This is a genomic window from Chromobacterium sp. Panama (assembly GCF_003052555.1).
Classification (GTDB): Bacteria; Pseudomonadota; Gammaproteobacteria; order Burkholderiales; family Chromobacteriaceae; genus Chromobacterium.
Genome location: NZ_QARX01000001.1, coordinates 2,558,413 through 2,576,204 on the forward strand (window position 1 = coordinate 2,558,413; position 17,792 = coordinate 2,576,204).

The following is a 17,792-nucleotide window of genomic DNA, read 5'->3' on the forward strand; positions in this document are numbered from 1 at the left end:
TTTAATCTATGCATTAAATCAAGAGCGGAACCGGACTGGCCCAACAAGAGCCGCCCACCCAAGTCCCGAGCCGCCTGACTTGCGTAATCGCTTATCTTCATTAAAGGGGTATCACCATGAAGCCACTCCTGGCCGCCGGCCTGCTATTGACCGCCTGTTCCCTGGCCCACGCCGACAATGATCTTTCCTTGCTGGCCTACGGCGCGTCCATACACAGCCAATGCAGCGGCAAGCGTTGCGATTTCAACGGAGAAAACCCCGGCCTCGGGCTGGAATGGGCGCCGCTGGGCAACGACGCGGACGGCCGCTGGATCGGCCGCGTCGGCTCTTATCGCGACTCCTTCCGCGAAACGGCCTGGTTCGTCGCCGGCGGCTGGCGCAAAGAATGGCAGCTGGGATCCAGCCCGCTCTACGCCGGCACCACCTTATTGGTCGGTTATCTGGACGGCTCCGGCGTCAAGCAGGTGGTCGCCTTCCCCATGCTCAGCATAGGCACTCGCAAACTGGCGCTGGAAGTGGGCTATGTGCCCAAGATGGACTACACCCCGCACAAGACGCGGGTTGCCGTCACCACCTTCAGCCTGCGCTGGACCTTTTAAGAACCTGTTCAAAGCCTGCCGTGCTTCGGCGATACGACGTTGAGAACACCTTCGAAATGCTCATAGACCCTATGTGCATTCCGCTTGCTCAGCCGTTTTCGCCTGGTATCGCCCTAGCTCGCAAGACTTTGAAATAGGCGCTAAGCCGCGCCGGCAAACTCAGCGCAGCGAACGCACCACCGAGCTGACCACGCCCCAGATCTCGACGTCGGTGTCCGCCTGCAAATCGGCGTAGCCCGGCTGAACGGCGCGCAAGCAGGCGCGATCAGGGCTCAGGTGCAGCCGGCGCACCAGGAATTCCTCGCCCGCCACCGCCACCACCACATCGTTGTGACGCGGCGGCAGCATGCGATCGACAATCAGCAAGTCGCCGTCGAAAATGCCGGCCCCGGCCATCGCGTCGCCGGCGACGCGCACGAAGAAACTGGTGTCCGGGTGCTGGATCAACAAATCGTTGAGGTTGAGCGAACGCTCGAGATAGTCGTCGGCCGGCGATGGGAAACCCGCCGCCACGCTGCCGTCGAACCAAGGAATCTGGGCGTCGTCGGCGCTGGCGCGCCGCGCGCCGCCCACCCGGCCGGGCGCCAGCCGCGCCAGCTCCGTCAAGGGCCGGTCGCGGGCGGCCAGCCGCAGGCGCTCCGGACGCGCGTCTTTCACGTCGCGCCGCTCAGCGGACGATGACGCGGGCCTCGCCCGCGGCCAGGCGGCCGATCTTGGCCGCATAGCCGAAACCGGCGCGCTGGAAACGCGCCAACACCTCGTCGGCCTGCTCCGGCGCCACCGCCGCCAGCAAACCGCCGCTGGTCTGCGGGTCGGCCAAGAGCCGCAGCTGCCACTCCGGCAGCCCCGCGCCAAAATCGACGTGCTCGCCGAAACTGGCCAGATTGCGCTCGATCGCGCCCGGACCGCAGCCTTGCTCCGCGAAAGCGCGCGCCTCCTCGATCACCGGCACCGCGGCCATATCGATGTGCGCCGCCAGCTTGGCGCCCTTGCACACCTCCAACGCATGGCCCAGCAGGCCGAAACCGGTGACGTCAGTCAGCGCGTGCACGCCGTCCATGGCCGCCAGTTCCGCTCCGACGGTATTCAATTTGGTGGTGGAAGCGATCAAGGCCTGATAGCCCTTATCGTCCAGCTCCCCTTTCTTCATCGCCTGCGCCAGCACGCCCACGCCCAGGCCCTTGCCCAGGATCAGCACATCGCCGTCGCGCGCCTCGCTATTGCGCTTGAGCTGGTCCGGATGCACCACGCCCAAGGCCACCAGACCGTAGATCGGCTCGGGGGAATCGATGGAATGGCCGCCGGCGAGCGGGATGCCCGCGGCGTGGCATACCGACTCTCCGCCGGCAAGAATGTCGCGGATGGTTTCCACCGGCAACACCTTCACCGGCATGCCGACAATGGCCAAGGCCATGATGGGGGTCGCGCCCATCGCGTAAATGTCGGACAGCGCGTTGGTGGCGGCGATGCGGCCAAAGTCACGGGCGTCGTCGACGATGGGCATGAAAAAATCGGTGGTCGCCACAATGGCTTGCGAGGCGTTCAACTGATACACCGCGGCGTCGTCGCTGGTTTCCGCCCCCACCAATAGATTGGGGAAAACCATTTTTTCCTTGGCCGTCGACAAAATGGACTCCAGCACCGCCGGGGCAATTTTGCAGCCGCAGCCGCCGCCGTGAGACAATTGCGTCAATTTGATTTCAGCCATTTGCGGACTCCGCCATATTTATGCTTTTCAAGGTCGCGAACGTATCACAGCTTGGGCAGTTTGACGAGATCATCGACGTCCGATCTCCGGCGGAATTTGCCGAAGATCATATCCCCGGCGCCATTAACTGCCCGGTTCTGGACAACGACGAGCGGATTCGCGTCGGCACGCTGTATAAACAGGTTTCCCCATTCGAAGCGCGCAAGGTCGGCGCCGCGCTGGCGGCCAAGAATATCGCCCGCCATATCGAAGAGCGCTTCGCCGATCGCCCCAAATCCTGGCGCCCGCTGATCTGCTGCTGGCGCGGCGGCCAGCGTTCCGGCTCCATGGCCCTGATCTTCGCCCAGATAGGCTGGCCCGCGCATCAGCTGGAGGGCGGCTACAAAGCCTATCGCCGCCAGGCGCTGCAATGGCTGGAGGAACTGCCCGGCCAGCTCAAGCTGCGCGTGATCTGCGGCCCCACCGGCTCCGGCAAAAGCCGCTTGCTGCAGGCGCTGGCGCGCGCCGGCCATCAGGTGCTGGATCTGGAGCTGCTGGCCAATCACCGCGGCTCGGTGCTGGGCCGTCTGCCGGACCTGCCCCAGCCGCCGCAAAAATGGTTCGACACCTTGCTGCTGCAACAGATCCGCGGCCTGGATTCCGACCGACCCGTCTTCATCGAATCGGAAAGCAAAAAGGTCGGCTTCGTCACCCTGCCCGACGCGCTGTACCGCCAGATGCACCAAGGCGACTGCCTGCTGATCGACGTGCCTTTGGCGGAGCGCGTGCGCTTTTTGCTGGAGGATTACGACTTCTACCTGCGAGACCCCGAAACCTTGATCCGCCAACTGGGCTTCTTGAAAGGGCTGCACTCGGGCGAACAGCTGGACGCCTGGAACCAGTTGATCCGGGCCGGGCGCTTCGACGCCCTGGTGGCGGAACTGCTGGCCAAGCACTACGACCCGCTCTACTACCGCTCGCTGGGCAAGCATTACCCGCAGCTGGCCAAGACCTCGCCTTTGCGGCTGGACAGCCTGGCTCCGGAGCAACTGGACCTGGCCGCGGCGCGGATAGTCTGAACAGGGGCCGCGGCGCCGCTCATCAGCGGCGCAAAACTGCGGTATCATCAGAACATCCTAATTCACCCGCGGCGCCGCGCCGCGCCCCGACTCCGCGCGCATGACCCCACACGCTCAACTTGACTGGCACGACGGTCAACCGGTTTCCCTCGCCTTCGGCGACGTCTACTTCTCCCGCGCTTCCGGCCTGGACGAGACCCGCCATGTCTTCCTGCGGCACAACCGCTTGGCCGAGCGCTTCGCCGAACTGCCCGCCGGCGGCCACTTCGCCATTGCCGAAACCGGCTTCGGCACCGGCCTGAACTTTTTATGCGCGTGGGAATGCTTTTTGCAATACGCGCCGGCCGACACGCGCCTGCACTTCATCAGCGCGGAGAAGTTTCCGCTGACCCCGCGCGATCTGGCCCGGGCGCTGGCGCTCTGGCCCCAGCTCGCCGGCCTGGCGCAGCAGCTGCTGGCCCAATACCAGTCCCTGCCTCCGGGCTGGCACCGCCTGCTGCTCAGCCAGGGGCGCGTCACGCTGACCTTGCTGATCGGCGATGTCCTGGAAGTGCTGCCGGAGGTGGACGCTCGCGTGGACGCCTGGTTCCTCGACGGCTTCGCCCCGTCCAAGAACCCGGACATGTGGCAAGCGGAGCTGTTCCAGACCATGGCGCGGCTCTCCGCGCCCGGCGCCACCTTCGCCACCTTCACCAGCGCCGGTTTCGTGCGTCGCGGCTTGAGCGAGGCCGGCTTCGCCGTCAGCAAGACCGCCGGCTTCGGCCATAAGCGGGAAATGAGCCACGGCCATCTGCAAATCCTGCCCGACGGCGAATGGTCGCCTCCGTGGTTCGCCCGCCCGATGCGGCGCCACGGGGAACGCAGCGCCATCGTCATCGGCGGCGGCATCGCCGGCGCCGCCAGCGCCTACAGCCTGGCCTGCCGCGGCTGGCAGGTCACCGTGGTGGAACGCCTGCCCGAACTCGCGCGCGGCGCCTCCGGCAACCCGCAAGGCGTGCTGTACACCAAGCTGTCCCCGCACTTCACCCCGCTGACCCGCCTGATCCTGTCCGGCTACGGCTATAGCCTGCGCACGCTGAAAACCCAGCTGCCGGAGGACGACGCGCACTGGCGCGGCTGCGGCGTCTTGCAACTGGCCTACGACGCGGCCGAGTCGGAACGCCAGCAAGGGCTGGCCGCGGCCGGCTTCGGCGAAGACTTCCTGCGCCCGGTCGACGCGCGGGAAGCCAGCGAGCTGGCCGGCGTCGAGCTGCAGCACGGCGGCCTGTTCTTTCCGCAGGGCGGCTGGGTCAATCCGCCCGCCCTGGTGCGCAAGCTGGTGGAGCATCCCAATATCCAGGTCCGCACCAGCCGCACCATCGTGGAGCTGGACTACAACCCGCTGGACAAGAGCTGGGTCGCCATCGGCGATGAAGGCTCGGTGGCCATCGGTTCCGTGGTCATTCTGGCCGGCGCGGCGGAAACCGGCGCCTTCGACGCCACCCAGCACCTGCCCTTGAAAAAGATTCGCGGCCAGGTCACCGTGACGCGCGCCACCGAACACAGCGAGGCGCTGCGCACCGTGCTGTGCGGCGAAGGCTATATCTCCCCGGCCCGTTTCGGCGAACACTGCCTGGGCGCCACCTTCAAATTCAACACCGAAGATCTCGGCGTCAACCTGTTCGAGCATCAGGAAAACCTGCAGATGCTGGCGGGACTCGCGCCCAGCCTGTACCAGGCCCTGGGCGGCGAAAGCCTGCTGGACAAAGCCCTGGCCGGACGCGCCGCGCTGCGTTGCACCAGCCCGGACTATCTGCCCATCGTCGGACCGGTCGCCCACGCGCAAGGCCTGATCGACGCCTATCTGCCGCTGAGCAAGGACGCTTCCTTGAAACTGACCGCCGCCGCACCCTGGATAGACGGCCTCTACGTCAACACCGCCCATGGTTCGCGCGGCATGATCACCGCGCCGCTGTCGGGCGAAATACTCGCCGCCCTGCTGGAGGACGAACCGGCCCCGGTGGCCCGCAGCCTGATGCAGGCCACCCACCCCAGCCGTTTCCTGATGCGCGATCTGATGCGCAACAAAGTGCCGCGGCAAAGCTGACCCGGCGGCAGCCAGGCGCGAAAAAGCCCCCGCCGCGCCAAGGCGACGGGGGCCGGGAAAACCTGGTTGTCTCAGGCGGCGGACTTGGCCGCCGTCTCCACCGCCGCGCGAATGTCCTCCGGGATGGCGACCGACTTGCCCGCCTGATAATCCACCCACACCAGCGTCACCTCGCCGCTGGCGTACACCACGCCGGGATCGTCGCGCCGATAAAAATGATGGCGCAGCTTCAAGCTGCTGCGTCCCAGTTTTTCCAGTTCGATGCTAATGTCTAGCGTGGCCGGATAGGTGATCTCCTTGCGGAACACGCAGGCGGTGCCCGCCAGCACCGGACCGCAGCCTGAGGGGTCGATGCCGTGCCCCAGGCTTTCCAGCCAATCCAGGCGGATCTGCTCCAGATAACGGAAATAGTACGTATTGTTCAGATGCCCGACGGCGTCCATATCGCCCCAACGCATCACGATGCTGCGGGTATCGATAACCGGGTAATGCTTGTCCACGCTGTTCCCCTTGTAAGACGAGCCGGCGCGGCGTCCATAGGCGCGCCGTTCACGGCCGGCGCGCCATGATTGTTTGCACTGCGTCATGATAGCGGCCAATCCCGCCCGGGTCACATAGCGTCACATAAAACACAACAAATCCAAATATCCGGCCTCGAAACAAATCGGCATACTGGTTTCCGTCAGCAGCCAGGGCTCGCAAGAGTCCTGATCTGGCATGATCAGCGCGCGGGTTCTGTTGGAAATTACCTACCCCTTCTGGCCGGCGCGTTGGTCTCCTGAGCGAAGGTGCAAATTGGGGCCCCATCTGGGGCTCTTTTTTTATGCTTCGCGCCCCCTCAGCCAGACCTGCGCGCCAATTCATTGCGCAAATGTTAAGCCCGCCCCGATTTCATCACAGCCCGTCACACAAGCCCCCAATAATCACTCTATTTGGCCCGTGCCGGCAGGCGCATACTGCGTCCATCGAATCGGCTCTCCCCCGAGGGCGGTTCGATACGATCGAAGCGCTGCCGGCTGTGGATACACGCCCACCGGCAACCGCGACGATCACCTGAGCGAAGGTGCAATTCAGAGCCCCCTGATCGGGGCTCTTTTTTTATGCTCCGTCCCCGGCGGCGCAAGCCAAGCCGGCATGCTTTCGTGTTATGCTCAGAGGGCTGGGCAAAAAAAGAGGCCGCACGGAGGCGGCCCAAACGGGGATCTCAATTCACCAAGTGTCCAAGCCAAAGCTTGGCGCACCAGAACGAAGTACAGACGGACGACGTCTACGTACACATGAACATCAAGACTCGGCAAGCGGCGTACAAGCATGAGCAGCCAACCGGGTTTTCATGCAAGCCCTGAAGCTGCATGGCTCGTATACTAGCGATTAAGCGACCGGGCAAATATAAGATTATTCTTAAAATTTTCGCGCTTTATTCCAACGCCCCTCGATAAGACTCGCCGCCTTTCTTGACAAGCGCGGCGAACGCTTTTTAAATCGCACATTTCCCGCCCTTGGGCGCATCCCTCATCTACCATCACAGGAAATCTCCATGACCATTCGAGTCAACGGCATCGAAATCACCGAAGACACGGTGCAAGCGGAACAAGCCCACTACGCTGACGCGCCGAACCCGCGCGACGCCGCCGTTCAGGAGTTGGTCCTGCGCGAACTGCTGTTGCAGAAAGCCAAGTCCCTCGGCATCGACACCGCCGACCAAGGCGCCGCCATCGGCGCCTTGCTGGAACAGGAACTGCACGTTGACGCCGTGGACGAGGCCGCATGCCTGGCCTTCTACAATCAATACCCCGAGCGCTTCAGCAGCGGCGAGTCCGCCGTGGCCAGCCACATTCTGTTCCCGCTGGGCGAAGGCCTGGCCGGCAGCCTGGCCAAAGCCAAGGCGGAAGGCGTGCTGGAAGAAATCAAGGCCAATCCGGCCCGCTTCGCCGACCTGGCCCGCGAACACTCCACCTGCCCGTCCGGCCAGCAAGGCGGCAGCCTGGGCCAGTTCGGCCGCGGCCAGATGGTGCCGGAATTCGAACAAGCGGTATTCAACACCGCCGCCGGCCAGCTCGCGCCGGATCTGGTGCAGACCCAGTTCGGCTACCACATCATCCAGGTTCAAGAGCGCCACGAGGGCGGCAAGGTGAGCTTTGAGGAAATCAAGGACCGCCTGCAGCAATACCTGAACGACATGGCCGGCAACAAGGCGATGCAGGCCTATCTGGGCCAGCTGGTCGCCGCCGCTCAGATCGAAGGCTATGCGATGCCGGCGCTGTAAGCCACGGCTCGAACCCGTACAAAACCGAGGCGCAATCGCGCCCCGGTTTTTTTACGTCCATCAGTTGCGGCCGCGCAGCGAGGCCCCCACCGGCCGCGAGAACGGGAAGCCGTCCTTGCGATCCCAGTTGATCGACCAGCTCATGACGCCGCGAAACGACGGGTAGGCCTGACTCGGCTTGACGCTGCCGCAATTTTTCAAGGCCATCAGGCAATCCAGCGACTTGATCACGGTATCCGCGCTGACAAAGCCGGAGTTGGCGGAACTGCGGCCGGAAGGCACGCCGAAAGCCACCTGATCCGGCCGCAAACCCTTGAAACTGCCCGAAGCGCCGTAAGCCAGCGGGAAACCCTCGATCAACATCTTGCTGCCGCCCACCAACATGTCCACGCTGCCCTCAGCCAATGCGGCGTTGGAATAAGGCGTGTTCAGCCCGCCGTTGTTGTAGTACTGGACATGGATCACGCTCAAATCGTCGCGCAATGCGTCGATGATGGGCAGATAAGCGCCCCAGATGCTGCCGTAGGCGACATAGCCGCCCTGGACATAGGGGTGCTCCGGCGCCATGGACAGGTAGAAACCCGCCCCCACCTTGGCCTTCAACTGCTTCACCGCGCCAATCAGATTGCCGATGATGGGCGCGCCTTGCGACACCCCGCTTTCCAGATCCAGATCGATGCCGTCGAAACCGAATTTGACGATGATGGCGTAGAGGCTATTGACGAAATTCTGGGCTTGCGCCGGAGTGTTCAGCGTGACCGAGCCATTCTGCCCGCCCAGCGACAGCACCACCTTCTTGCCCTTGGCCTGCTTGGCGCGAACATCCTGGATGAACTGAGCTTCGGGGCCTGCCTTGGGATCCAGCGCGAAGCTGAGCTTGCCGTTGCCCGCGTCGTCGGCGAAGGCCACCGCGATCACGTCCCAATCGTCGCTGACCTGGCTCAGCGGATAAGCGTCGCCGCTGGGGTTGGCGAAATTGTGCCAATAGCCCACCAAAGCATGTTTGGCGAACGGCGCGGACGGCCCAGGAGTGGGAGACGGCGTCGGCTCCGGCGTTGGCTCCGGCGCCCCCGCGCAACTACCTCCCGCCAGCCACAGGGTCGGCGACGCCGGAGGATTCCAGTTGGCGCCGACATGGGCGGTATGCGCCACCCGCGCGGTGTAGTTGGCCGCGGCGTACGCAACCGTGTCGCCGGCCCGATAGCTGGCGCCCTCCTGCCATGCCGGGCAGATCGCCCACGCCTGCCCCGCCGCCAGCGCGCACGCGGACGCCCGCATCACGGTTATCCAGTTCAACGACATGCGTCTTCCTCCTTGGATTGCAGCGTCCGCGTCGGCGCGCGCAGGAGACGGGAGCCAAACGGGACGTCAGCCCAGACCTTGCTGGTATTTAATTGGTATTACATTAAACCATTCATGTCAAAGGCATTTTTTGATAAACCTCTCCGACAGGTCAATTTTCTACAATACGCCCCGCCCTCGCCCGGCTACTTTGTCCGCATCGCCCACCCTCCAGGACACATCATGAATCAGACTCTCGCCATGGCCGGCTTCGCGCTGGCCGCCTCCATCACGCCCGGCCCGGTCAATATCGTCGCGCTCAGTTGCGGCGCTCAGCATGGCGCGCGCGCCGGCATGCGCCATGTCGGCGGCGCCACCGTCGGCTTCACCCTGCTTCTGTTGCTGACCGGCCTGGGCCTGGAACAGACCCTTCGGCAATGGCCGGCGCTGACGCAGGCGCTGCAATGGGCCGGCGTGGCGTTCTTGCTCTATATGGCGTATCAATTGGCTCGCAGCGACGGCGCGCTGGACTGGGACAAAAGCGGCGTCCAACCCGGCTGGTGGCGGGGCGCGGCGATTCAATGGCTGAACCCCAAGGCCTGGGTCGCGGCGCTGGCGGGCTGCGCCGCGTTCACCTCGGGCCAAGACGCAATGGCCTTATGGCGCTTCGCCGCGCTTTACTTTCTGATTTGCTACGCCTCGGTAGCCTGCTGGGTCCTGGCCGGCGCCTGGCTCGGACAGAAACTGGCTTCGCCTGGGCGGCTGCGCCGCTTCAACCAAGCGATGGCGGTCTTGCTGGGACTAAGCGCGCTGGGCTTGTTGACCTGAGCCCGCGCGGTACTGTCCCGGCGTGGCGGCCACGTACTGCTTGAAGATTTTATGCAGATGAGCTTGATCGGAGAAGCCGACGGCCTGCGCCACCTCCGCCAAGGGCAGGCCGCCGCGCATCAGCCGCCGCGCCAGTTGCACCCGCTGATTCAGCAGAAAGCCATGGGGCGTGACGCCGTAACGCCGCTTGAACGCGCGGATCAGATAGGAGGCCGACAAGTCCGCCGCCGCGCAGATCTCCTCCAAGCGCAAGGCTTGATCGCAATGCGCGGCGATATATTCCGCCGCGCGCGCCAAACGCTGATTCGATTCCGCCGCCGGCTCGACGGCCAAGCCCAATACCCGGTGCGCGCCGTCGAAGAAGGCGGTGGCCGCCGCGTCTTTCTCCAAGAGCTCCCGCCCCTCCGCGCACAGCACATCGAACAAGGCGTTGAAGCCGGAGAACAGCCGCGGGTCCCGGCTCGCCGCCTCGCCAAAGGGACGAAAGCCGCCGGCCTGGCCCTGACCCAGCCTTTGCTGCAAGCCGCCCAGCCAGCCCACATCCACATACAGCATGCGATAGGACCAGGCCTGCCCCGCCACCGGATTGCAGGCATGGATGTCGCCCGGATTCATCAACACCAAGGCGCCCCGCTCGCTGCGGCGCACCTTGCCGTTGAAGTAGTCGCAGGCGCCGGCGGTGATGACGCCCAGGGAAAACGTCTCATGCGCGTGCCTGGCGTAACAGACGCGGCGTCCGTCCGCCACTGAGCGCGCCTCGAACTGCGGCAAGGCCGCGTCGCGCCAGAAGCGATGATCGACTCTTGGCCGCGCGGACGCGGCGGATTGCGTCGGCATGGGCTACTCTCCCTTCATCCGGTAAAACAGCATGCCCAGCCATTCCCTCAACGCGGCGTGGCACTCCTGCATCGCTCGGCCGCTAGGCAGATACCAGGCGACGCCGCCGCCGTCGTAGCGGATAAAAGCGGTTGGCGCGGCGGTGACTTCCAAACCCTGACGCTGGAAAAACGGCAAGGCTCGACGCAAATGCCAGCCCTGGCTGACCAGCGCAATCCGCTTGATCCCGGCCGCGCGCAGCAATTCGGCGGAGTAGCGGGCGTTTTCCAGCGTGGTGTTGGAACGCGTCTCCACCCAACGGGGGACGATGCCGTATTCCTCGCGCAGAACCCGCGCCATCACCGCGCCTTCGGCTTCCCCGCCCATCGGCGCGCCGCCGGTCAGCAGTATCGGCTTGCCGCTTTGATGCGCCAGCCGCGCGGCGTAACGCAGCCGCGCCAGCGAATCCGCGCCCGGTTCCATGCCGCCGTATTCCGGCGCGGGCTTCTTGCCGCCGGACAAGACCACGATGGCCTCCGCCCGGCTCAACGGCTCCGCGCCTATCACCGGATAGCGTTCCAGGCCCCGGTTCAGCCACATCGCCATCATCGGCGTGCTCAAGGCGTACAGGCCCGCCATGCCCAAGGTCAGCAGGCCGGCGCCCAGGCGCCGCCAGCGGCGGCGCAGCCCCAGTCCCAGCAAGATCAGCAACAACATGTTCAGCGGCGGCAGCAAGAAGGCGCCCAACACCAAATGGACCAGCGCCTGCGTGGAAATCGTGGAGATCATGGGGATGACGATGCGTGGATTGAGCGCCAGTTAAGCACGCGTCGCGCGGCAAATCAATGCCGCGGGAACCAAATGGCCGCGTAGGCGCGGCGGTAGCCGTTGGCCGGATCGTAGCCGATGCTCAGATAACTGTCGCGTATCGTCTGTTTGACCAAGAGATGCGGCTGGGTGACGTACAGGCTGGGCGGCTGGCGGGCAAAGGCGCGGTTCAGCTCATCGGCCATCTGCCAGCCATGCAAGTGCAAAGGCTCGGCGATGGTCGCCTCCTGCATCAGGCCCGCCCGAATCCGCCTCATCGCGCTCAGCGAGCCGTCGCCCAGCGAAATATTGACGACGGAGGCGTTCAGCTTGCCCAGCGGATAACCGATGGAATCGTAATACAGATCGTTGATGCCTATGCTGTGGGTCCAGGCCTTGCCGTGGCGCCGATACAGTTCCGCCACCCGCGCCGGCAACAGCTGCTGGACCTGAGCCAGCGAGATGTCTTCCACCGCCAGCACCTTGCAGCGCCGGCACGTCTGCAGCTGCCGCACCGCCTGCCGGGTTTTGGCGGTGGCGATGGCGAAACGGCTGTCGGTGAACAGCACCACGCCAACCGGGCCGCGGCTGCTGGCCGCGATGTAATCGGCGGCGGCTTGCGCCGCGGCCAAGGGGCTGGTGGAGATATTGGTGAACAGCAGTCCGGGCACCGGGCCGGGCTTGTCTCCGGCATGCCAGCCGAGCACGGGCACGCCCAGCGCGTGCAGGCCTTGAATCTGCGGCAGGAATTCCTGGGCGTCGAAACCGCCCAAAGCCACGGCGGCCGGCCGCTCCCGCTGCGCGCGCTCCAGAAACTGGAGCAAGGAATTCCGCTGCCCCTGCCCATCCAGCAGCGTCACGCGCCAGCCCAGCAAACGCCCCGCCTCGGCCAGGCCCCGGTAAACCCCGACCACGCCGCCGTTGCGCAAGTCCGACGCCAAAAACCAGACGCTGCGGCCAGGCTGCGCCGCGGGCCCGCTGACGGGGCCGTCCCACTCGGTCCACTCTCGCGCCGGATTATCCCGGGCTGGCGGCGCGCCGGCGCCCTTGGCCGCCGGATCGGCGGCGACCGGCTCCACGCTCAGCAGACACAGAAGCAGTATGAGAAGGCGCAACATGGACCCACTATAGACCACGGCCGGCTCAAAGCGGCGCGCCATCTCCCGCCAGCAACTGGCCGGCCACTTCCGCCGCCACCGCAAACAGCAGCGGCGACAGACGCTGCGCCTGCAAACCCGTTGCGCCGTGCCGGCTGATCGCCAAGCCGCTCCACGGCATGCGCTCGCCGATCAAGCAAGCGGTGAGCCTGCCGCCGCCTCGCTCCGCCGCGGCCTCAATCTCCGGCAGGCGCCGACGCAGAGCCCGGCACACCTCGGCCTCGGCCACAAAGGCCAGCGCCACCCCGGCCGCCACGCGGCGGATGCGCAGGCAGAATGCGCCGATTCCCGGCGCCGTCAGCCACAGCAGCAGGTCCAGTTCGTCCCGTTCCGGCTCGGACTCGCGCTCCAGCGCGTCCTCTACGCTCAAGGTCAGCGCCGGACCGCCCCACAGCCAGAACGGCAGAGTCAGCGGCAAGGGCGGCTCGCCGGCGGCCTGCCTGAGGCCGGCCAGAGCCAGCTCCGGCAACTGCTGCAACAAGGCGCCCGGCAGATGGCTGCCGCCCGCCTGCAGGAACTGGGTCGCGGCCTGGGTCAAGCGTCCCAGCAAAGCCTGCCGCCAGGACTGCGCCAATTCGGCGGCGGCCGGCTGAGGCCTCGCCAACTTCGGCATCGCGGCCTGCTCCAGCTGCCAGGCCCGCGCCGGCGCTTCGCCGCCGCTGTCGCCATCCGGCTTTTCCATCAACAGCGACAGTTCCAGCCGCGGCTGCGTGGCCAGCACCAGTACTTTCAACACCGTTCCCGGCGTCAGCTCCGCCAGGCCTTGCGGCCATGTCGGCAGGGCCAGCTGGACGCCGTCGCCGCTCAACAACGGACGGCCGTCCGCGGTGCGGCTCAGCACCGCCTCCCACTGCCGGCCCGGCGTCAGTTCCGCGCCCGGCTGCGCGCCGTTCGAGATCGGCGCGCTCGGCGTAACCGGGGTCGCCGCCGTGATCGCTCTGATTGAAATCGCCTTGCCCCTTCACAAAAGCCCGCTCGCATGACGCAAAAAAGCCAGCCGCGTACGCAGCTGGCTCCAGATTCGCGCCGGATCGACGCTGAATCGCGATTACTGCAGCAGGGACATCGCCAGGCTGCTCATGCTGCCGCTTTGCTTCAGCATGGAAGTGCCGGCTTGCATCAGCATTTGCTTGGAAGTCATGCTGGCGCTTTCGTTGGCGTAGTCGGTGTCCATGATGCGGCCTTTGGCGGCCAGGGTGTTGTTGTTCACGTTGGCCAGGTTGTTGTTCACGTGGTCCAGACGGTTGGCGTTGGCGCCCAGGGAGGAGCGAACCGAACCTACCGAATCCAGAGCGGCCTGGATGGTGTTGATGGTGTCGGTTTTGCCGATTTCGTCGCCCTTGGCGGCTTTGTCCAGCGCGGCTTGGCCGTCTTGCTGAGCCTTCAGCGCGGTTTCGTAAGCGGTTTTCTTGGTGCCATCGGTCGGAGCGGCGTCGTAAGCGGCTTTGGCGGCGTCGGTCGCGGTCACCAGAGCCGGCATCGCATCGGTAGCGGTCTTGACGGCGGTGGCGTAGTCAGTGCTAGCGGTGTCATCTTTGAAGAAGGTCTTGGAAACGCTGCCCAGCGCATTGTTCAGCGCGGTCATGCCATCCTTCATGTTCACCGTCATGGATTCGTCAGCCGACGCGCCGATCTGGAACTTCATCTCATCGGTCAGCTTGCCGCCTTGCAGCAGTTTCTCGCCGCCGAAGGAGGTGTTCTTCATGATGTTGGTCAGTTCCTTGCCCAGTTCGGCGAATTCGGACTGCATCGCGCTCTTGTCGGCTTTGGTGGAGGTGGCGTTGGCGCCTTCGGTGGACAGGTCCTTCATGCGCTGCAGGATGTTGGACACTTCGTTCAGCGCGCCTTCGGCGGTTTGCAGCATGGAGATGCCGTTCTGCGCGTTTTTCATCGCCACTTGCATACCGCGGCTTTGCGCGTCCAGACGGGTAGCGATCTGCAGGCCGGCGGCGTCGTCCATTGCGGAGTTGATGCGGAAGCCGGTGCCCAGACGGGTCATCGAGGTGGACAGCGCGGTTTGGGTGCCGGTCAGGTTGGACTTGGTGTTCAGTGCGGCGATATTGGTGTGCAGGCTCAGCATAGCTTTTGCTCCAGAAGTCAGGTTGGTTGGTCCGGCATTGCTGCCGTCACCATCACAAGGCGGCCGTCTACTGACAAACTTAAGTCCGCTCGGAACGTGAAAAATCACATCGCCGCCTTGCCTCGCCTCCTCGCCCCTGAGCATGCCGCGCCCTCAAGCCAGTAGCCGCCGGCCTCGCAACTTGCTATCGTCGGTCCGTTCGCCGTTTCAAAGCGCCGCAGGAGCCCGCATGGCACTATCCTTTTCCGAACTGATCGGCCAGTACTGGTCCACCCCCAAGTGGGAAGTGAATCTGCTGATCACGCTGAACCTATTGGGCGGCCTGTTGCTGGGTTGTCTGGTGGGTTACGAGCGCTGGTTCAACGGCCGCGCCGCCGGCATGCGCACCTACGGCCTGGTGTCCATGGCCTCCGCCGCGGCCATCAGCATCGTCGGTTACTCCGGCTACTGGTACGGCGGCCTCTATCCCGACATGACCCACGGCGACATGACCCGTGTGGCCCAGGGCGTGCTGACCGGCGTCGGTTTCCTCGGCGCCGGCATGATCATGAAGGAAGGGCTGAGCATCAGCGGTCTGACCTCGGCCGCCTCGATCTGGATGTCCTCGGTGATCGGCATCCTCGTCGGCGTAGGCTTCTACGCCGCGGCCATCGCCATCACCTTGCTGTGCGTGCTGTGCATGCTCTCCATCAATCAGATGGAGAAATGCTTGCCGCGCCGCTTCAGCCTGTTCATCGTCATCCGCTTCAAGCCGGAATACCAATGGACGGTGCAGACGCTCAGCGCCGGCCTGCTCCGCTTCGGCGTGCGCCTGCACGAGGACAGCATCGCGCTGAACGCCGGCCCGGACGCCACTGAGTGGAGCTTTCTGGTCTCCGCGCAAAACCGGCGCGACCTGATCAATGTCGTGGATCTGTCGCGCGAAATCATGCAGATCGACCATATCGAAACCCTCAGCATCCAGCCCGCGCGCAATTAAGGCCTATCGCCCGGCCGGCCCGCCGGCTAGGTGTTTCCACGCCATCAAGTTTCCCTCCGGATTGACGATATCAGTTCACCTACACTTCCTGTTCCGGAGTCTGCAATGCGAGTCGCGTCCATGGCGCTGTCGATGAGCAGCCAATACAGTTTCAGCCAAAGTCTCAGCGTTCAACAACAAAGCCGCACCTGGGTGCAGCTGCCCCCGTCCTCCCCTCCGGCCAAACCCTCCTCCGACGTCAGCCTAAGCTCCGACGGCGTCAACGCCAGCGCCAAGGACAAGGCCTTCGCCGATGGCATGACGCCGATGCTGGGGCTGATCAAGGACATTCTGGAAAAGGTGCTGGGCGTCAAGTTCAAGGTTGTTGACGGCACTTTGCAAAGAGACGACGGCCAAGATGAGCCATCCGCCGACTCGCGCCCCGCGCGATCCGGCCAGTCCTCTGCCCCGCAGTCGCAGCAAGCGCGCGCCGGCGGCGAGTTCAAACAGACCGTCGACTACCAGGAAAGCGAAAGCCTGGCGTTTTCGGCCAAGGGTTCGATCAAGACCCAGGACGGACGCGAGTTCAATTTCGCGCTGGACGTGCAAATGAGCCGCAGCTTCGAATACCACAGCAGCAGCACGATACAGTTTGGCAACGGCAAGGCCACCGACCCGCTGATGCTCAGCCTGGGCAACGACGCCGGCAGCTTCAGCGGCGCCAGCGTCAGCTTCGATCTGCAGAGCAAGGGCCAGCAAAGCCAGCTGCCCTTCATCAACAACGGCGGCTGGCTGGCCCTGGACCGCAACGGCGACGGCAAGATCAACGACGGCAAGGAATTGTTCGGCACCCAATCGGGCAACGGCTTCGCCGATCTGGCCAAGCTGGACGGCAACGGCGACGGCGTGCTGGACGACGGCGACGCCGCGTTCGCGCAATTGAAGCTCTGGTCCGGCCGCGACGGCGACAAGGACCAGTTGATGGGCTTGAAGGAATTGGGCATCGGCGCCATCCTGCTGCCCAGCGTGGATAGCCCGTTCAGCATCAAGAACGCCGACAACCAGTCCCAGGCCGATATTCGTCGCTCCGGCGTCTACCTGACCGAAGACGGCCGCGCCGGCCGCATCAGCCAGGTGGACGTCTACAGCTGAACCCGGCCCGCGCCAACGACAAAGGCCGCTTACGCGGCCTTTGTCTTGTCCGGCGCACGCCGGATTAGGAGATATAGTTGAACAGCGAAAGCTGAGTCACCTTGTTATAGGTCAGCTGGCTGTACTTCAACGAAGTCTGCGCCAAGGTGAAATCCGATATCGCCTGCGGCATGTCCAGATCCTGCAAATCGCCGATACTGCTGGCGTATTGCAGTTTCAGGCTGCCCCCGACATTCTGCATATTATCGTTCTGCTGGCCGCGGGCGCCGATGGACGCCAAAGACAGCGACATCTGCTGCTGAGCCCCATCAATGGCATTGATCGCACTGTTCAGCTGGGTACCGAAGTTGGCGGGCTTGGGATTCTGGCCCAGCAGAGTATTCAGTTGGATCAGAGCGTCGAAGGCCGCGGTGGCGCTGCCGCCGGGCGTGCCGAACACCGTGCTGCCCGGATCGGAAATCGTCATCTGCTGCGAAGCGCTGATCTGCACGCTGCGCTGGCCGGTATCGCCCAGATACGAAGCCGGCGGCACCGCCGACAAGCTGACCGCGAAGGGCAGCGTATCGGTCTTGTTGCCGCTGAACAGATAATTGCCGCGGCCGTCGGTGGAGTTGGCGTAAGTCGTCAACTCGGTGATGCCTTCCTGCAACTGCTTCTGGATCGCCTGCAGCTCGGTTGGGCTCAGCGCGCCGCTGCCGGCGGAAATGGCCAAACCCTTCATGCTGGCCATCAGGTCCGACGAACTCTTGATCGCGGTTTCCGACAGCGACAGCCAGGAACTGACTGCCTGAGTGTTGTTGATGTACTGGCTGTTCTGGCCCTGCGACTGGCTGATCAGCAGAATGCGCGCCGCGGCCACCGGATCGTCGGCCGGCGTCACCACCCTTTGCTGATTGTCGATCTGCATGGTGAGCTTGTAGATGCTGGCCTGCAAGCTCTGCATATTGTTCAGGCCGGACTGATAGATGTTGTTGGAGCTGATACGCATCGGTCTCT

At 64.5% G+C, this 17,792-nt stretch carries 17 protein-coding genes; 7 read left to right on the forward strand and 10 right to left on the reverse strand.

What is annotated here, in order from left to right; all coding sequences use genetic code 11:
* Positions 1 to 116 precede the first annotated feature (116 nt).
* Positions 117 to 599 (forward strand): hypothetical protein, encoded by a 483-nt coding sequence (locus DB032_RS11420; RefSeq protein ID WP_107799600.1) that lies wholly within the window; start codon positions 117 to 119, stop codon positions 597 to 599.
* 159 nt (positions 600 to 758) lie between these two features.
* Here DB032_RS11420 and DB032_RS11425 read toward each other — a convergent pair whose 3' ends face one another.
* Both DB032_RS11425 and selD read right to left on the reverse strand, forming a co-directional pair.
* Positions 759 to 1,256, reverse strand: coding sequence for a LexA family transcriptional regulator (locus DB032_RS11425; protein ID WP_233246689.1), 498 nt, complete (start codon positions 1,254 to 1,256; stop codon positions 759 to 761).
* A gap of 10 nt (positions 1,257 to 1,266) precedes the next feature.
* Complete coding sequence (gene selD / locus DB032_RS11430) at positions 1,267 to 2,307, reverse strand: selenide, water dikinase SelD (protein ID WP_107799602.1); 1,041 nt, start codon at positions 2,305 to 2,307, stop codon at positions 1,267 to 1,269.
* 20 nt (positions 2,308 to 2,327) lie between these two features.
* Between selD and mnmH the strand changes: the two genes are divergently transcribed.
* Together mnmH and mnmC are read left to right on the forward strand one after the other, a co-directional pair.
* Positions 2,328 to 3,365 carry a tRNA 2-selenouridine(34) synthase MnmH gene (mnmH, locus tag DB032_RS11435; protein WP_107799603.1) on the forward strand — a complete coding sequence of 346 codons (1,038 nt, stop codon included), beginning with the start codon at positions 2,328 to 2,330 and terminating at the stop codon, positions 3,363 to 3,365.
* A 100-nt stretch (positions 3,366 to 3,465) separates the two neighbouring features.
* The gene (mnmC, locus tag DB032_RS11440) at positions 3,466 to 5,451 is read left to right on the forward strand and encodes a bifunctional tRNA (5-methylaminomethyl-2-thiouridine)(34)-methyltransferase MnmD/FAD-dependent 5-carboxymethylaminomethyl-2-thiouridine(34) oxidoreductase MnmC (RefSeq protein WP_107799604.1); all 1,986 of its coding nucleotides are present in this window, start codon (positions 3,466 to 3,468) and stop codon (positions 5,449 to 5,451) included.
* Positions 5,452 to 5,522: 71 nt separating this feature from the next.
* Here mnmC and DB032_RS11445 read toward each other — a convergent pair whose 3' ends face one another.
* Positions 5,523 to 5,951 carry a thioesterase family protein gene (locus DB032_RS11445; RefSeq protein WP_107801826.1) on the reverse strand — a complete coding sequence of 143 codons (429 nt, stop codon included), beginning with the start codon at positions 5,949 to 5,951 and terminating at the stop codon, positions 5,523 to 5,525.
* Positions 5,952 to 6,988: 1,037 nt separating this feature from the next.
* On the opposite strand from DB032_RS11445, the gene DB032_RS11450 reads away from it, so the two are divergent.
* A complete protein-coding gene (locus DB032_RS11450) occupies positions 6,989 to 7,717 on the forward strand; it encodes a peptidylprolyl isomerase (RefSeq protein ID WP_107799605.1) in 729 nt (242 codons plus the stop codon).
* 60 nt (positions 7,718 to 7,777) lie between these two features.
* Here the strand turns inward: DB032_RS11450 and DB032_RS11455 are convergent, their stop codons facing one another.
* Positions 7,778 to 9,019, reverse strand: coding sequence for a chitinase (locus DB032_RS11455; RefSeq protein WP_107799606.1), 1,242 nt, complete (start codon positions 9,017 to 9,019; stop codon positions 7,778 to 7,780).
* 222 nt (positions 9,020 to 9,241) lie between these two features.
* Here DB032_RS11455 and DB032_RS11460 point away from each other — a divergent pair, with 222 nt between their 5' ends.
* Complete coding sequence (locus DB032_RS11460) at positions 9,242 to 9,826, forward strand: LysE family translocator (RefSeq protein WP_107799607.1); 585 nt, start codon at positions 9,242 to 9,244, stop codon at positions 9,824 to 9,826.
* Here the strand turns inward: DB032_RS11460 and DB032_RS11465 are convergent.
* From DB032_RS11465 to DB032_RS11485, 5 genes are all read right to left on the reverse strand, one after another.
* The gene (locus DB032_RS11465; protein ID WP_107799608.1) at positions 9,800 to 10,663 is read right to left on the reverse strand and encodes an AraC family transcriptional regulator; all 864 of its coding nucleotides are present in this window, start codon (positions 10,661 to 10,663) and stop codon (positions 9,800 to 9,802) included. The genes DB032_RS11460 and DB032_RS11465 overlap by 27 nt on opposite strands.
* A gap of 3 nt (positions 10,664 to 10,666) precedes the next feature.
* Complete coding sequence (locus DB032_RS11470; RefSeq protein WP_107799609.1) at positions 10,667 to 11,431, reverse strand: YdcF family protein; 765 nt, start codon at positions 11,429 to 11,431, stop codon at positions 10,667 to 10,669.
* Between the two features lie 53 nt (positions 11,432 to 11,484).
* Entirely contained in the window at positions 11,485 to 12,567 is a 1,083-nt protein-coding gene (locus tag DB032_RS11475; protein WP_107799610.1) for a hypothetical protein, read from the reverse strand.
* A gap of 25 nt (positions 12,568 to 12,592) precedes the next feature.
* The gene (locus tag DB032_RS11480; RefSeq protein WP_107799611.1) at positions 12,593 to 13,447 is read right to left on the reverse strand and encodes a hypothetical protein; all 855 of its coding nucleotides are present in this window, start codon (positions 13,445 to 13,447) and stop codon (positions 12,593 to 12,595) included.
* 207 nt (positions 13,448 to 13,654) lie between these two features.
* Positions 13,655 to 14,686, reverse strand: a complete 1,032-nt coding sequence (locus DB032_RS11485; protein WP_107799612.1) for a flagellin — start codon at positions 14,684 to 14,686, stop codon at positions 13,655 to 13,657.
* A 229-nt stretch (positions 14,687 to 14,915) separates the two neighbouring features.
* On the opposite strand from DB032_RS11485, the gene DB032_RS11490 reads away from it, so the two are divergent.
* Together DB032_RS11490 and DB032_RS11495 are read left to right on the forward strand one after the other, a co-directional pair.
* Positions 14,916 to 15,665, forward strand: a complete 750-nt coding sequence (locus tag DB032_RS11490) for an MgtC/SapB family protein (RefSeq protein WP_107799613.1) — start codon at positions 14,916 to 14,918, stop codon at positions 15,663 to 15,665.
* 105 nt (positions 15,666 to 15,770) lie between these two features.
* Positions 15,771 to 16,796 (forward strand): hypothetical protein, encoded by a 1,026-nt coding sequence (locus DB032_RS11495; protein ID WP_146176652.1) that lies wholly within the window; start codon positions 15,771 to 15,773, stop codon positions 16,794 to 16,796.
* Between the two features lie 64 nt (positions 16,797 to 16,860).
* Here DB032_RS11495 and flgL read toward each other — a convergent pair whose 3' ends face one another.
* Positions 16,861 to 17,784 (reverse strand): flagellar hook-associated protein FlgL, encoded by a 924-nt coding sequence (flgL, locus tag DB032_RS11500; protein ID WP_107799615.1) that lies wholly within the window; start codon positions 17,782 to 17,784, stop codon positions 16,861 to 16,863.
* Positions 17,785 to 17,792 lie beyond the last annotated feature (8 nt).

Coding starts and splice junctions, on each gene's coding strand:
- DB032_RS11420 (WP_107799600.1), top strand. CDS start 117: ATGAAGCCACTCCTGGCCGCCGGCCTGCTATTGACCGCCTGTTCCCTG.
- selD (WP_107799602.1), bottom strand. CDS start 2,307: ATGGCTGAAATCAAATTGACGCAATTGTCTCACGGCGGCGGCTGCGGC.
- mnmH (WP_107799603.1), top strand. CDS start 2,328: ATGCTTTTCAAGGTCGCGAACGTATCACAGCTTGGGCAGTTTGACGAG.
- mnmC (WP_107799604.1), top strand. CDS start 3,466: ATGACCCCACACGCTCAACTTGACTGGCACGACGGTCAACCGGTTTCC.
- DB032_RS11450 (WP_107799605.1), top strand. CDS start 6,989: ATGACCATTCGAGTCAACGGCATCGAAATCACCGAAGACACGGTGCAA.
- DB032_RS11455 (WP_107799606.1), bottom strand. CDS start 9,019: ATGTCGTTGAACTGGATAACCGTGATGCGGGCGTCCGCGTGCGCGCTG.
- DB032_RS11460 (WP_107799607.1), top strand. CDS start 9,242: ATGAATCAGACTCTCGCCATGGCCGGCTTCGCGCTGGCCGCCTCCATC.
- DB032_RS11465 (WP_107799608.1), bottom strand. CDS start 10,663: ATGCCGACGCAATCCGCCGCGTCCGCGCGGCCAAGAGTCGATCATCGC.
- DB032_RS11470 (WP_107799609.1), bottom strand. CDS start 11,431: ATGATCTCCACGATTTCCACGCAGGCGCTGGTCCATTTGGTGTTGGGC.
- DB032_RS11475 (WP_107799610.1), bottom strand. CDS start 12,567: ATGTTGCGCCTTCTCATACTGCTTCTGTGTCTGCTGAGCGTGGAGCCG.
- DB032_RS11485 (WP_107799612.1), bottom strand. CDS start 14,686: ATGCTGAGCCTGCACACCAATATCGCCGCACTGAACACCAAGTCCAAC.
- DB032_RS11490 (WP_107799613.1), top strand. CDS start 14,916: ATGGCACTATCCTTTTCCGAACTGATCGGCCAGTACTGGTCCACCCCC.
- DB032_RS11495 (WP_146176652.1), top strand. CDS start 15,771: ATGCGAGTCGCGTCCATGGCGCTGTCGATGAGCAGCCAATACAGTTTC.
- flgL (WP_107799615.1), bottom strand. CDS start 17,784: ATGCGTATCAGCTCCAACAACATCTATCAGTCCGGCCTGAACAATATG.